The following is a 14,496-nucleotide window of genomic DNA, read 5'->3' as shown; positions in this document are numbered from 1 at the left end:
GTTAGCTGGCTTTAAAACCATACGATTTAATATAACCTTCCGCTAATTTTTGTGCCTGCTGTAATTCTTCAGGACTTAACTGCTCCGCAATCTTATTTTGTAGACGATGACTTTCTGCGTTGCCACTGTAAACCGCAGTTGCAAGCCATGCATAAGCTTGCTGCAAGTTTTTCTTCACGCCACGTCCTTCAGAGTACATGACACCTAAGCGGTCTTGAGACTTAGCATCTTTTTGTTTCGCGGCTTTTCTAAACCAAAAGACCGCCTTCTCATCATCTAAATCAACACCACTACCAATCGAGTACATTTGGCCTATCTGGAATTGAGCCAGTATATTCCCGCCCTGCGCAGCTTTTCTAAACCAAAATGCCGCTTTCTCTAGGTTTTGAGTGACACCTAAGCCTTGCGCGTACATCATCGCCATGTTGGTTTCAGCTCGGGTATCACCTTGAGCGGCGGCTTGTTCATACCATAGCATCGCTTTGTCATAGTCACGACGCACACCAAAGCCATTTACAAACATCGTGCCAAGTCGGAATTGTGCATCTGAATTCCCTTGGTTTCCTGCCTTGATGAACCACTCAGCCGCGGCTTTAGAATCTTGAGAAACACCTAACCCTTTAAAATAACGCTCACCTAGCTGAAATTGAGCTTTAGGATCACCTTTTTGCGCTAACTGCGTAATTTGTTCAATCGAGGGTTCTTGTGCTACTGCTGCCGATGCCGGTGCAGTGGTAGGTTTAGCAGTTAAAACGGAACTAAAACAAATCGAGCCCAACAACAGTACTAACGCAATTCTTTTCATCCTAAGGAACCCTCAACAGTGCAATATGCAACCTGTGAAAACAGTGCTATCCATTAATATCGACCTAAACACTCATCCCCCTAGTTTAAATTTACTTTTTGTCAGAAAAAATAGGAAAAGTGGCCTAAATTTCACAAAAAGCACGTTTCGCTGTATTTTCGTTGTGGGAACTTATGTTTCTGGTCTAATTGCGATAATAAAAAACCAGATAAACATATTGCCTATCTGGTTTCTCTATTTCAAATAACAAAATTAATTATGCATTGTTAAGATATTTATTTCTCAAATAGCGGGCCACCGCATCATCACTATTTGAACCAATAACTTCCATCTGCGGTAATGCATCTTTCAATAATTGATGGGCATTTTGCATAATGCAGCCTTTTCCGGCCATCGTCAGCATTTCTTTGTCATTCATGCCATCACCAAACGCAATGCTATCACTCGGTGTATAGCCATGTAGAGCAGCTACTTGCTTCAAAGCTTCCCCTTTAGAAACAGTACCGGCCATAACTTCTAAACAGCTACGCAGTGAAAACGTTACATTCACTTTATCTTGCCAGCGTGCTTGAATGCGCCGCTGTAGATCCACCAGCAAATCATGATCTTCACTGGTGTAGTAAACTTTACAGACCTCAGAAGTGACAAAATTATGGCGGTCAAACAACTGGTAGTTAAATACCGATTCTTTAAAAAATTCTTTTTGTTCAGGGCTTTCACGGTTGATAAACCAATCATCACCATGGTAGTAATTCGTGACAAGCTCAGGGTTATCAAATTCCATCAAACACAGCTCATGAGCAATTTGAGGGGCAACATTGTGCTCAAAAATTAAGTCACCACGGGTATTATGGATCCGCGCACCATTAGACGTGATCATATACGCATCGATGCCTAAACCATCACGGATTTGAGCAACATCCACATGGTGACGGCCTGTTGCAAACACAAAATGCACATCTTGCGAAGTTACTAGCTGTTTCAAAGTGTCTTTTGTATAAGACGTTAAGTCATGATTGGGAGATAACAGTGTCCCATCCAAATCGGAAGCAACTACAGGATATTTCATATTCAAACCCTAACTAATACTGCTCAAAAAAATCACAGATAGCATTGAGCGCCATCGCTCTTAATGCATCCACTTCAAATAGGATTTCATGGTGTGCCCCTTCAATAATGAGAGGTAATTTTTCTTCTCGTCCTATTTGCGCTTTTTGTCGGCTTTGACAAAAAGCTTGTAGCTCTTTATTGCTGACCACTTTTTCTTCACTGGCTTCCAACACCATCAGTGGCACATCAATTTCTCCCGCTTTCGCAATTAACTCATCGCCAATCACAAAACTTTCACGTAGCCAATGATAAGTTGGCCCACCCAAGCGCAATTCAGGGTAATCGGCATAATAACGTAAGTAGCGCCGATAACGCTCCGGGCTGTGTGTTAATACATTGATTAAATAAGGTAATGGCTGCCATTTCCCAGTAGAGGCTGCGTAATCATTACGAACGCTTTCACGCGATTCCGCTCTATCAACAATAAAGCTTGCCATCCAACGAGGCATGGGTAAATTAATACCAATCATCGGTGCACATAATGTTGCAGCATCAAATGTGACGTTATCTCGCAACAAATACCCTGCTAAAATAGCACTTCCCATTGAATGCGCTAATGCGTAACATTTTGGGTAATGTCGGTATTTAACCTCTAGCTCAATAAACTTTTCAAAATCGTCAATGTAATCAGTGAACTTTTCAACATGGCCTTTTTGAGGATCGGCTAACATGCGCCCTGATCGCCCTTGCCCACGATGATCAATAATAAAAACATCATAGCCTAAATGATAAAAATCATAAGCGACTTCAGGGTACTTCACATAGCTTTCACTGCGCCCTGGTGAAATGACAACCGCTTTATGGTGCTTTGGATGAATAAAACGAACATAGTGGATGGGAATATCATCAACTCCCATAAATTGAGATTCTTCCCGGTGCTGCCAGAAATCTAAAAGCGGGCCATTTGTAAAAGCAGAAAATTGAGTTTCTCGATTCAGCCAACTCTCTTTTAGGTTTTCAGGCGTCATCCTGCAGTTTCCTTATTTATTCATTCATAACCTTCAAGATGGTCTTGGATAAGTGCCATAAATGCCACTCCAAAACGTTCGAGTTTGCGCTCGCCAACACCATTAATTAACAATAATTCGGCAGGTGAAGTCGGAATGTGCTCAGCCATTTCAATTAATGTTGCATCATTAAACACGACAAATGGTGGAATATTTTCTTCATCTGCAATGGACTTACGTAACTTACGCAGTTTCGCAAATAGTTTTTTATCATAATTGCCATGATAAATTTTGTTTTGTTGATTACGGCTTTTTACCACTAAAACACGCGGAACTGCCAGTTTTAGTGCTGCTTCACCGCGTAATATAGGCCGTGCAGCCTCAGTTAATTGAAGCGCTGAAAAATGCGTAATATTCTGTGTGATCATACCTAAATGGATCAATTGGCGTATCACACTAACCCAATGTTCATTACTTTGTTCTTTACCAATACCGTAAACAGGCAGCTTGTCATGGCCTAAATCACGGATACGCTGATTATTCGCACCACGCAATACCTCTACAATATAGCCGATACCGAAGCGCTGACCAACACGATAAATACAAGACAGCGCTTTTTGCGCATCCACTAACCCATCGTACTGTTTTGGCGGGTCTAAGCAAATATCACAGTTACCACAAGGCTGCTGGCGATTTTCGCCAAAATAATTGAGTAGCACCAAACGACGGCAGGTTTGTGCCTCAGCAAAAGCCGCGATGGCATTCAGCTTATGCCGTTCGATATCTTGTTGTATACCTGCAGGCTTTTCTTCGAGACAACGACGTAACCATGCCATATCGGCCGGGTCATAAAATAAAATGGCTTCGGCTTCAACACCATCACGCCCTGCTCGTCCTGTTTCTTGATAATACGCTTCGATATTACGTGGAATATCGAAATGAGCGACAAACCGAACGTTTGATTTGTTAATTCCCATCCCAAAAGCCACTGTCGCCACAACAACTTGCAGATTATCTTTTAGAAATGCGTCTTGTACCCACTCCCGTTGTGCCGCATCTAACCCTGCATGGTATGCTGCGACGCTTAAGCCTCGTTTTTGCAAGCGCTCTGTCGTTTCTTCAACCTTACTGCGACTGTTACAATAAACAATACCCGCTTTTCCTTTTTGGCCTTTAATAAAAAACCAAAGTTGATCTAACGGTTTATATTTTTCGACTAAGGTATAACGAATATTTGGCCTATCAAAGCTACTCACATGAACTAATGGCTCATATAGCTCCAATAAGCGAATAATGTCTGCACGTGTGGTTTCATCTGCAGTTGCGGTTAACGCCATCACGGGCACATTAGGTAATGATTGCCGTAATTGGCCTAGTGCTCGATATTCAGGGCGGAAATCGTGTCCCCATTGAGAAATACAGTGGGCTTCATCCACGGCTAGCAAAGTGATATTCCACCCTGCTAATTGGCTTAGGAAATAATCAGTTAATAGCCGTTCAGGGGCAACATACAGTAATTTTATTTCCCCCTGACTGCACAGCTCCATGATTTGACGCTGTTCTTGTGACGTTTGCGATGAATTTAAACATGCCGCATTAACCCCATGTAACCTTAATTGGTCAACTTGATCTTTCATTAATGATATTAATGGCGAAACGACCAATGTGACACCCTCTTTAACTAAAGCAGGGACTTGGTAGCAAAGGGATTTACCACCCCCTGTTGGCATTAACACTAAACAATCACGGTTATCTAAAATGGCCCCAATGACAGCATCTTGCCCGGGGCGGAATGACTGATAACCAAATGTACTATTAAGCACATGTTCAGCCAATGAAAGTTGGTTAATGACGCAAGCAGTGGACACAAACTTCCTCAATCGATAAAACAAGCCGCTGCCCAATTGAGCAGCGAATTTGTTGATTTATGACTTGGTATTCGACTCAGAACTGAATAGAGCACTGAGTTTTTCTTCCATTACAACATATCGTTTAGCATAACTCCGATACCAAAACGGGTTTGGCGATAATTGTAGTCTATCATCGACTCACCATATCCGCTAAACAACTGGGTATAAAAACGCACATGTTTACTAATTGGATAACTCCACCCCAACTCTGCACCACCGTAACCGGTATTCCAGTTATAGCGCCCAGTCGTAGTAAATACGCTATCTCCCAATGCATACCCTACCTTTAAGCGATAGTAGCCCATGTATTTGGTAATATCAGAATTATCATCACGCCCTTCACTTTCATGAATGCGGTACCAAGGTTTAAGGTCAACTTGCCAGTTACCATTTTGCGCCATTGCCCTCGCATATACGCGGTTCCAACTGCGAGAGGTCGGTTCTGAACGCCCATTTGACTCGTGGTTAAAGCCCGTTTCAATCTCACGTAACGTCCAACCCGCAAATTGGTAGTCGGTTAGCCAGCCAACAAACACCTGAGGCTCATAGTTGGTTTCTCTAAATGGTGAAGATTCTTTTTTATTACTTAACTGCCACCAAGAACGCTGAGTATAAGAAACGGCTAAAATAGAATCATCACCGGCAATACCGGCCCATAATGGAAACGCTAAACTTAGTTGAAATTTAACTTCATCCTTTAACGCATCATCGCCCCAATTATAGCTAGAAATCGCTTTTTTATTCATCGAGGAGGTATAGGTATAAATGATGTAATTCGATTCATACGGATACAATACAAATGGATTATCATGGTGTTGTAGTAATCCTGAAATGATGCTTCCACGTATTGGTAGGGTATTTTTGACATCTTGTTCAGGCTGAATACTTGTATTTTCAGTCGCAAACAGTGAAGCAGACCAAAAGCTGAGCACTGCACTTAACAAAATCGGTAAAGCGCGCATTAGTCATTCCTATTTTCAACATCGTCCAAAAAAAGTTTGTCCTATTTTACACACAAAACTGAATAACTGTTGAAAGATTATTCATTCGTTTGTTAGAGACATAATTTACACATAATGTTAACTTATTATTTACATATTTTTAAAGGATGAAAACGATGAATGACCGTACTTATACTTTAGAAGAAGCCAGTGAGCTAATGAGCCATGCGTTTATTTATAAAATGCCATTTAACCAGCTACTCGGTATTAAATTGATGAGTTTAAATGATGATTTTGTTCAGCTTACCGTTGAAAATCGTCAGCAATTAATTGGTAATTTCACTCAGAACATTTTACATGGTGGTGTGATCGCTTCAGTTTTAGATGTTGCAGGAGGTATGGTGTGCATTAACCGTATTTTGCAGCGCATTAATCCATTAACTCATACTGAAATTGTCGACAAAATGTCTCGCATGGGAACAATTGACCTACGAGTTGATTATTTACGCCCTGGTCGAGGCCAACTTTTTACCGCCAGTGCCAGCTTATTAAGAGATGGTAATAAAATAGCCGTTACCCGCTGCGAACTTCACAATGAAAACAATCAGCATATTGCGACAGCAACGGCAACTTACCTGGTGGGATAAAATAGATACAAATAATTAGTCACCTACTAAACTAATAACTTGTAAAAAAACCTGAGCAATGTCACATTAGTGGTATCAAAAATCGAGCCGCTTAAATCGGCTCGGTCTCTCTGTATAAGTATCTTTTTAGTCTTTAATTCAATTTCAGAGCCAACAATGAGCCAGCAAAATACTACCAAAGGCGTGTTATGTGCCTTAGGCGCCTATTTTATTTGGGGTGTCGCACCTATTTATTTTAAAAGCATCCAAGAAGTGCCCGCAGAAGAAATCCTGACTCATCGTATTATTTGGTCATTTTTCTTTATGATTTTATTATTAACCGTTTCACGCCATTGGAGTTATGTCCGCCAAGTCCTGAAGCAACCAAAGAAAATATTAGTTCTTGGGGTAACGGCAACGACAATTGCATGTAACTGGTTAATTTATATTTGGGCAGTTAATAATGGTTATATGCTACAAGCTAGCTTAGGTTACTTTATTAACCCACTAGTTAACGTGCTGTTTGGAATGCTATTTTTACAAGAACGTTTTCGCCGCATGCAGTGGATTGCTGTTGGTCTTGCACTAACGGGTGTATTGATCCAGCTTTGGCAATTTGGCTCAGTGCCTGTGATTGGTCTAAGTTTGGCCGTTACATTTGCTACCTACGGTTTATTACGTAAAAAATTAGGTGTCGATGCGCAAACAGGGATGACATTCGAAACACTTTGGCTACTTCCTGTCGGTATTATCTTCTTATTATTTTTTGCAGATAGTCCAACTAGCGATATGGCAATGAATGATTGGCATTTAAATGCACTGCTGATTGCCGCAGGGGTAATTACTACGGTGCCACTATTACTATTTACAGAGGCAGCTAACCACTTAAGGCTTTCGACTCTAGGCTTTTTCCAATATATGGGGCCAAGTATTATGTTCTTACTCGCCGTGTTTATGTACGGTGAAGTCATGACATCTGAATTGTTAGTCACCTTTGGCTTTATCTGGGTTGCATTAATTTTATTTACATTAGACGCTTTATATACCCAGCAAAAACTGAGAAGAAAATAACGGATAACGGTTTTCAGAAACTCAGACGACCGATAAATAGCGTTAATAATAAATTACCGACTCTCGTTTTATATTTTAAACGAAGTCGGTGTTTCATTATATGGAACTTGAATAGTAAATTTAATTAATGCAAATAGACTATTTAATTTTATATCCAATTCTTTACCTGCCTCATAATAAATTAAGCTTAAATCAAATCTCTTTGTTCTCATCTAGAATATCTATTGAGAAAAAATAAATTTAACCATATAAAATCAACAGCTTAAATGAAAAAAATTCACCTTGATTTTCTATACATAATGGCTATTATTTAATTTATCTTAAATCCACTTCAATTAATAAACACATCCATCAAACAACTCTTTGAAATAAAAGTAGTTGTTTATTTTTTTCAATTAATGATTGCTTAATAGGGACTTGATAATTATATTGTACGCCGCTTGTATTCACCCCAGCGGATGGTGATGGTCCGATTCATCACTGACGTTTCATTAAAGTGCGCACGATGACATTTCATTTTAAAAATGTCCTGGTGCGAGGTTTTCTGAAATTGAATACAGCCGGTTCTAAAATTTAATTTAATACAATCATGTAGCGTTAAGACTCTAAATAATTCGAAAACACAACTAGGCGGCGAGCAAGAGAGTCGCTAGGAGCATACAAAAGTATGTGACTAGGGCGAGCAAGCAAAGCCAATAGCATTGTGATTTGAAGCATGACGAGTACGACTTTAAATAATTCGAAAACACAACTAGACGGCGAGCAAGAGAGTCGCTAGGAGCATACAAAAGTATGTGACTAGTGCGAGCGAGCAAAGCCAACAACGTTGGGATTCGAAGTATGACGAGTACGGCTGCATTTTAGGTTCACTCGGCCTGTGCATTCAGACAGAGTTAACGTTGTTTAAGGGCTTTTGGGAAGGGCTTAAAAATGCAACAGAATACCGTTCAAATGAAACGCGTACTGACCACTCCTGCGTTAGTTTTTTTCGGGCTGGCTTATATGGTGCCACTCGGAATTTTCACCACCTATGGACAAGTGACTGTATTAAGTGAAGGCCATCTGCCTGTCGCTTATTTAATTACATTAGCTGCCGTCTTTTTCACTGCCATGAGCTATTGCCGCATGACAAGTGCACTTCCGCTTTCAGGATCTGCTTATTCATATGTGCAAAAAACCTTTGGCGGCACACTCGGGTTTTTAGTGGGTTGGGCACAACTGCTCGATTACCTCTTTCTACCTATTATTAACTACATTGCGATTGGGATCTTTGTTCACGAAGCGTTCCCCGATATCCCGATGTACGTCATTATTTGCAGCACAATTACAATTGTTAGCATCATGAATATTTTGGGAATTAAATTAGTTTCCTCAATGAATATGCTAATCATTTTAATGCAATTTGTATTTATTGCCGTGTTCCTATACTTGAGTTTTAAAACTTCATTTGTATTGGATACGGACGCCTTATTGGCACCGATTACGGTCATGTCAGAACAAGTATCAGGGTTATTTGCAGGTGCAGCGGTACTATGCTTAGCCTTCCTTGGCTTTGATGCGATCTCCACGATGGCAGAAGAAACCAAAGATGCGCGTAGTGCGTTACCAAAAGCGATTTTATACACCGTGTTTATCGCAGGTACGCTGTTTGTCATCATTTCCTATGGTGCACATCTGGTTTATCCGATGTGGCAAGATTTTATTCCTAATACCGATATTGCTAGCCTTGCAGTAATGAAACAAGTTGGTGGAGCGATGATGGCATCTAGCTTTATCACCGCTTATGTTATTGGTGTATTTGCCTCAGCAATGACCTCACAAGCCAGTATTGTACGCATTTTCTATGCGATGGGTCGTGAAGGTGTATTACCTCGTTCGCTGTTTGCTTATCTACACCCAAGGCTCAACACACCGATTTACTCAATTATTTTTGTTGCGCTAGCGTCACTGCTTTCATTAGTGCTTTCGCTCAGCATGGTCGCTTCAATGATCAGTTTTGGTGCCTTGATTGCGTTCACTTTTGTGAATTTATCGGTCATTAAACATTTTTATATTGACCGTAAAGCACCACTGGATAATACAAAAATTATCACTTGCCTGATTATGCCTTCTGTTGGTGTTATCCTAACATTATGGTTATGGACAAGCCTTGATGGCGAAGCCTTTAAAGTGGGTTTATGGTGGTTAGCTGCAGGTGCAATTTACTTAGCACTTCTGACCCATGGTTTTACTCGTCGTCCACCTGCAATCTCTGACGATGAAACTGAAATGATTATTAACTAAGCATTTCAAGTCTTATAAATGATTACGGGGGAGCGCTTGCCTTCCCCGTTGTTTTTTTAGCGCCGGTGTCACCAAAGCACCACTGATACAGACGGTTTACAATGAATAATCAATTAGCTGACGTTATTTACTTTAACGGTTATATATATACCGCAGATGATAAAAATCGCGTTGTCGATGCGGTTGCTGTTCGTGATGGCTATATTCTTGCCACAGGTACCTCTGATGAACTTCATCAATATGTTGGTCCTGAGACAGAGAGTATCGATCTCGAAGGCAAAATGATGATGCCTGGCATCATTGATGGTCATATGCACCCTTTTTGGGGCGGTATTCAACTCTTCGGTTGTCATTTAAATTATGAATCGTTAACTATCGACCAAATTTTAGCACGCGTACAAGATCACCTCGATAAAGACCCTCGTACCGGGGAAAATAATTGGCTCAAAGTCACTGCGTGGCTACGCCAAGGTATGATCCCTGCGGGTGTTGATATGTACCGTGAAGATATGGACAAGCTCAATACAAAACGCCCTGTCGTCTTGTTTTCAAATGACTGCCATACATTGCTAGCAAATAGCCGTGCCCTCGAATTATTTGGTATCACCAAAGATACACCTGAACCACCTGATGGTAAGATTGGTAAATACGAGAATGGCGAATTAAACGGTATTTTAGAAGATGCTCCCGCTATGCGTGCTGCCGATAGCATTCCTTCAATTCGTGACGACCAAGCTATTGAAGTTGCTGAATTAGTGCAGAAAGTACTTAATCAGCAAGGCGTAACCATGGTGATGGATGCACGCGTTTCAGAACAACAACTTGAAGCCTTTTCTCAATTACAACAACGTGGCGACCTTACGATCCGTTTCCAAGCTGCCCGTGAAATCACCCCTGATGAAACACCGGATGTTGCCTCAGTAGCGGCAGCAGTGGACAAAGCCGTTGCATTTGCCAAAAAATGGCACCAAGCCGATTGGACGCCAACCCCTGGTATTGGCTTAAATAATATTAAAATGTTTGTTGATGGTGTGATGCAATTTCCAACAATGACAGCGTCGTTATTGCAGCCATACCGTATCAATCAAGGCACGGATGATGCTCCAAATTGGGTAGAAACCGATAACTACGGTGATCTCTATTTCACGGCTGAAATTCTTGATGAATTAATGGAAAAAATTGCCGCAGCAGGCTATGACCCACACTTGCATACTGTTGGTGAAGGTGCCGTTTCTATCGTTTTAGATGCGATTGAAAAAATGCGTGCTGCGCACCCAGAAAAAGATATTCGCCCAGGGCTTGCTCATAATGAATTAGTCCATGCTGATGACTATGCCCGTTTTGCGCGCTTAAAAACCATCGCTTGCTTATCTTTCCAGTGGGCCGCCCCAACGCCAGAACTCGCTGCTTTTGAGAAAAAAATGCTCGGTGATGAACGTTTTGAGCAACTTGAGCCCATCGCTAAATTTGTCGACGCTGGTGCGGTTGTTGCGTTTGGTAGTGACTGGCCAATCGATGACTTCGACGAGTGGTATGATTTAAAAGTCGCAGCGACACGCCGAGGCCGTGATATTAATGGCCAAAAAGCACCGAGACTTGATAATGACCGAGACTTAACGGTCATTGAGGTTTTACGCTCTGCGACGATAGACTCAGCTTATGCACAACACCGTGAAGATGTACTAGGTTCATTAGAAGCAGGAAAATTTGCAGATATGATTGTATTAGATCGCAATGTCTTTGAGATCCCTGCAGATGATATTGAGAATGTAAAAGTATTACGCACTATTATTGGCGGAAAAACTGTACATATTGCTTAATAATTTAATTATTTAGATAGCTAAATAAACACCCCAAAGATTAAATAATATCTTGGGGTGTTTTTAATTAGGCACTTAATTCCAAACCTGAATACTCACAATTAAATCGTGAAATTACGAGGGAATAACTTCCCTCGTAAAGCAACATTACTCTTCGTAAGAAAACGTTGTTTGAACAACTGTATTTCCATGACTAATCACGATCAGACAAAGTTTGTCTCGCATTAATACTGAAATACCAAACACGGTAATACACGCAAAAACAAACGCCACCACTGCGAATTTGCTCATTTCCCTTGACCTCTTAATGGTTAAGAGGCACAATCTCAACTGTTCAGGTTTAGATCGGGCCTCGTTGGTTAATAATAACTAACGGGGCTTTTTCCTTTCTAATCCAAACATTTCTTCCAACTTAATATGCTTAAACCAGAAAGGCTCAAGCACCCGCCAAAATAATAACAAAGTTTTATATCTCACTCACGTTTAATTCCATAGAAATAAATAAAAATATAAATTTAATTATCTAATAGTTTATTTAAATAATTATTAGGTAAATAATCATTAATAGGTTTAAATTATTTACTTATATTTTTATCTCAGAAAATGACTAAAAATCCGTAATGCTAAAAATAGCGCTTGCAAAAGAAAAAAGTTACCGTTAGTATCCGCAGCGTTTTATATTCATCTACTAACTGCAAGGAGGTTTACCATGACAACAATTAATCAAACTCTTTGCGGGCACACTCAGAAATAGTCACTCTCGTTAGTTAATCTATTTTCTTAAATTTGCCTGCTAATCACCTTATTTTTCAATTAAAAAATGAGTTAATAGCTTATGGGCAATACCTTACATACTGTGGATCAGCAAGTTAGCTACATCGCCACAGAATCAACATGGATTGAAAGTAAAGCAATCCAACAATTACAAACAACTGCCAGCTTGCCTAATATGGTATCCGTTGTCGGCATGCCTGATCTTCACCCTGGTCGTGGATATCCGATTGGCGCGGCATTTTTCTCTACCGAACGCTTTTATCCTGCGCTGGTTGGCAATGACATCGGTTGCGGAATGGCCTTATTTCAAACCGATATAAAAAAATCGAAGGTTAACCTCGATAAATTCGAGAAACAGCTCCTTGAAATGCCAGATCACGCTCCATCATCATGGCTTGAAGAGCATATCCCAGATGAAATGAAATCACATGATTTTATGTCATCATTAAGCTCTATTGGCGGCGGAAATCATTTTGCAGAATTTCAAGCTGTTGATGAAATATTAGATTCTGAATTATTCAGTATAAGTGGTTTAACCAAGCAACAATTGCTGTTGTTAGTTCACAGTGGCTCTCGTGGTTTAGGCCAATCAATCCTTCGTCAACATGTAGAAAATCATAGCCATAATGGGCTTATAGATAGCTCTCAAGATGCTAAAAATTACTTAGAAGCGCATCAAAATGCCTTAGATTTTGCCCAACTAAATCGCCAAATGATCGGTTTACGTATGCTGCAACAAGTAAAGTCAAAAGGTAAGTGCGTACTCGACCTTAATCATAACCTAGTTGAACCCTGTAAAATCAATGGTATTGATGGGTGGATACACCGAAAAGGCGCCACGCCATCAGATCGCGGGCTAGTTATTATCCCTGGTTCTCGAGGTGATTACAGCTATCTGGTATCCCCACAACCAAGTGAAATTTGTCTGAATTCTCTTGCCCACGGGGCTGGCCGCAAGTGGATGCGAACTGAGTGTAAAGGGCGCTTATCTCATAAATATACACCGACTCAATTATCAAGAACGGCATTAGGTAGTCGTGTTATCTGTTCAAACAAACAATTGATTTACGAAGAAGCCCCTCAATCTTATAAATCTATTGATACTGTAATTGAAAGCATGGTGAATATTGGCATCATCCAAGTTGTTGCACGACTTAAGCCGGTTATCACCTATAAAACCAGTGGAGATTGCTCATGATATTGTTGCAATTTTCCGCTGCTCAGGGGCCTGAAGAGTGCTGTATTGCTGTTGAAAGGGCCCTTGCCCGCTTTCTACAAGAGGCTAAAAAATATCATGTCGCTTATGACGTACTGGAGTCATTTCCCTCTAAAAAAGGTCTAAAATCTGCCTTAGTTTGCCTTGATGGTAAAGATGCTGAAAGTTTAGCAAGCACTTGGTGTGGTACAGTCCAATGGCAATGCCAAAGCCCTATTAGGCCTCGTCATAAACGAAAAAATTGGTTCTTAACTGTGACTCAATTTTCCCCGGTTCAACCTATCGAAGAAAGTGAAATTGAATTTGAGTTCACCAAAGCACAAGGGGCTGGAGGGCAGCATGTTAATAAAACGTCCTCAGCGGTTAGAGCTAAGCATGTTGCTACGGGAATTACAGTTAAAATTCAATCTGAACGTAGCCAACATGCAAATAAAAAACTCGCAAAACAGTTAATACAATGGAAGCTTGATGAGTATCAATCGAAAAAATCAAACGCATTAGGTAAACAGCGCCATCTATCTCACTATCAAATTGAACGAGGAAATGCGACTATGATTTTTGTAGGAAATGAATTTAAACGATTAATGTAAAATTAGTGCCACTTCGAATTAGAGGTGGCACATAATTTAATGCAATATTGGACAATACTTAATGATTCGATTTCGAAAGTAAATTATTTAAAATCATAAAAAGTCGAACTATTCAATTTAGAGGAGTAGCAACCCACTTCAATAACCGAACAATGGTCTTTTGGCATTGGAAAATAATTTACATTTTGTATTAATGATGACATATCATTATTAGAATTAATCATCACAGTATCGCCAATGTTTTTCTCACTTAATTTCTTCAATGCTTTTTCTAATTGTCGATTATACTCCGTCACACTAATACCTTGTTGAGATTGTTTAGAACCATAACCAAAATTATCAGTATTGTTCATTTATAAACTCCTTTTTATATAATTTAGTCACACAGTAGAAAATACAATTT

Annotated in this window: 13 protein-coding genes; 6 read left to right on the top strand and 7 right to left on the bottom strand. The window is 40.2% G+C overall.

The window, feature by feature from the left end:
• Position 1 precedes the first annotated feature (1 nt).
• From PSF28_RS10200 to pldA, 5 genes are all read right to left on the bottom strand, one after another.
• Positions 2 to 805 (bottom strand): tetratricopeptide repeat protein, encoded by an 804-nt coding sequence (locus PSF28_RS10200; protein ID WP_210836883.1) that lies wholly within the window; start codon positions 803 to 805, stop codon positions 2 to 4.
• 256 nt (positions 806 to 1,061) lie between these two features.
• On the bottom strand, positions 1,062 to 1,874 hold the full coding sequence (gene yigL, locus PSF28_RS10195) for a sugar/pyridoxal phosphate phosphatase YigL (protein WP_210836882.1): 813 nt from the start codon (positions 1,872 to 1,874) through the stop codon (positions 1,062 to 1,064).
• A 13-nt stretch (positions 1,875 to 1,887) separates the two neighbouring features.
• Entirely contained in the window at positions 1,888 to 2,883 is a 996-nt protein-coding gene (gene pldB / locus PSF28_RS10190) for a lysophospholipase L2 (protein ID WP_210836881.1), read from the bottom strand.
• A 20-nt stretch (positions 2,884 to 2,903) separates the two neighbouring features.
• A complete protein-coding gene (gene recQ, locus PSF28_RS10185; RefSeq protein WP_210836880.1) occupies positions 2,904 to 4,730 on the bottom strand; it encodes an ATP-dependent DNA helicase RecQ in 1,827 nt (608 codons plus the stop codon).
• Positions 4,731 to 4,840: 110 nt separating this feature from the next.
• Entirely contained in the window at positions 4,841 to 5,734 is an 894-nt protein-coding gene (pldA, locus tag PSF28_RS10180; RefSeq protein ID WP_004907375.1) for a phospholipase A, read from the bottom strand.
• Positions 5,735 to 5,889: 155 nt separating this feature from the next.
• Here pldA and PSF28_RS10175 point away from each other — a divergent pair, with 155 nt between their 5' ends.
• The 4 genes from PSF28_RS10175 to PSF28_RS10160 all read left to right on the top strand — a co-directional run bounded on the left by PSF28_RS10175 (position 5,890) and on the right by PSF28_RS10160 (position 11,513).
• The gene (locus tag PSF28_RS10175; RefSeq protein ID WP_004907373.1) at positions 5,890 to 6,360 is read left to right on the top strand and encodes a thioesterase family protein; all 471 of its coding nucleotides are present in this window, start codon (positions 5,890 to 5,892) and stop codon (positions 6,358 to 6,360) included.
• Between the two features lie 156 nt (positions 6,361 to 6,516).
• The gene (rarD, locus tag PSF28_RS10170) at positions 6,517 to 7,410 is read left to right on the top strand and encodes an EamA family transporter RarD (RefSeq protein ID WP_210836879.1); all 894 of its coding nucleotides are present in this window, start codon (positions 6,517 to 6,519) and stop codon (positions 7,408 to 7,410) included.
• Between the two features lie 930 nt (positions 7,411 to 8,340).
• On the top strand, positions 8,341 to 9,693 hold the full coding sequence (locus PSF28_RS10165; protein ID WP_210836659.1) for an APC family permease: 1,353 nt from the start codon (positions 8,341 to 8,343) through the stop codon (positions 9,691 to 9,693).
• Between the two features lie 101 nt (positions 9,694 to 9,794).
• Positions 9,795 to 11,513 (top strand): amidohydrolase, encoded by a 1,719-nt coding sequence (locus tag PSF28_RS10160; RefSeq protein ID WP_272685018.1) that lies wholly within the window; start codon positions 9,795 to 9,797, stop codon positions 11,511 to 11,513.
• A 147-nt stretch (positions 11,514 to 11,660) separates the two neighbouring features.
• On the opposite strand, the gene PSF28_RS10155 is transcribed toward PSF28_RS10160, so the two are convergent.
• A complete protein-coding gene (locus PSF28_RS10155; RefSeq protein WP_210836663.1) occupies positions 11,661 to 11,804 on the bottom strand; it encodes a Hok/Gef family protein in 144 nt (47 codons plus the stop codon).
• A 544-nt stretch (positions 11,805 to 12,348) separates the two neighbouring features.
• Between PSF28_RS10155 and PSF28_RS10150 the strand changes: the two genes are divergently transcribed.
• Entirely contained in the window at positions 12,349 to 13,485 is a 1,137-nt protein-coding gene (locus PSF28_RS10150) for an RNA ligase RtcB family protein (protein WP_210836664.1), read from the top strand.
• On the top strand, positions 13,482 to 14,093 hold the full coding sequence (gene prfH / locus PSF28_RS10145) for a peptide chain release factor H (RefSeq protein ID WP_210836665.1): 612 nt from the start codon (positions 13,482 to 13,484) through the stop codon (positions 14,091 to 14,093). The genes PSF28_RS10150 and prfH overlap by 4 nt, the downstream gene beginning before the upstream one ends.
• An 83-nt stretch (positions 14,094 to 14,176) precedes the next feature.
• Here prfH and PSF28_RS10140 read toward each other — a convergent pair whose 3' ends face one another.
• The gene (locus tag PSF28_RS10140) at positions 14,177 to 14,446 is read right to left on the bottom strand and encodes a hypothetical protein (RefSeq protein WP_272685017.1); all 270 of its coding nucleotides are present in this window, start codon (positions 14,444 to 14,446) and stop codon (positions 14,177 to 14,179) included.
• Positions 14,447 to 14,496 lie beyond the last annotated feature (50 nt).

Source organism: Providencia sp. PROV130, from assembly GCF_028482225.1.
Classification (GTDB): domain Bacteria; phylum Pseudomonadota; class Gammaproteobacteria; order Enterobacterales; family Enterobacteriaceae; genus Providencia; species Providencia rettgeri.
This window is presented reverse-complemented; position numbering and strand designations above follow the sequence as displayed.

Coding starts and splice junctions, on each gene's coding strand:
- PSF28_RS10200 (WP_210836883.1), bottom strand. CDS start 805: ATGAAAAGAATTGCGTTAGTACTGTTGTTGGGCTCGATTTGTTTTAGT.
- yigL (WP_210836882.1), bottom strand. CDS start 1,874: ATGAAATATCCTGTAGTTGCTTCCGATTTGGATGGGACACTGTTATCT.
- pldB (WP_210836881.1), bottom strand. CDS start 2,883: ATGACGCCTGAAAACCTAAAAGAGAGTTGGCTGAATCGAGAAACTCAA.
- pldA (WP_004907375.1), bottom strand. CDS start 5,734: ATGCGCGCTTTACCGATTTTGTTAAGTGCAGTGCTCAGCTTTTGGTCT.
- PSF28_RS10175 (WP_004907373.1), top strand. CDS start 5,890: ATGAATGACCGTACTTATACTTTAGAAGAAGCCAGTGAGCTAATGAGC.
- rarD (WP_210836879.1), top strand. CDS start 6,517: ATGAGCCAGCAAAATACTACCAAAGGCGTGTTATGTGCCTTAGGCGCC.
- PSF28_RS10165 (WP_210836659.1), top strand. CDS start 8,341: ATGCAACAGAATACCGTTCAAATGAAACGCGTACTGACCACTCCTGCG.
- PSF28_RS10160 (WP_272685018.1), top strand. CDS start 9,795: ATGAATAATCAATTAGCTGACGTTATTTACTTTAACGGTTATATATAT.
- PSF28_RS10155 (WP_210836663.1), bottom strand. CDS start 11,804: ATGAGCAAATTCGCAGTGGTGGCGTTTGTTTTTGCGTGTATTACCGTG.
- PSF28_RS10150 (WP_210836664.1), top strand. CDS start 12,349: ATGGGCAATACCTTACATACTGTGGATCAGCAAGTTAGCTACATCGCC.
- prfH (WP_210836665.1), top strand. CDS start 13,482: ATGATATTGTTGCAATTTTCCGCTGCTCAGGGGCCTGAAGAGTGCTGT.
- PSF28_RS10140 (WP_272685017.1), bottom strand. CDS start 14,446: ATGAACAATACTGATAATTTTGGTTATGGTTCTAAACAATCTCAACAA.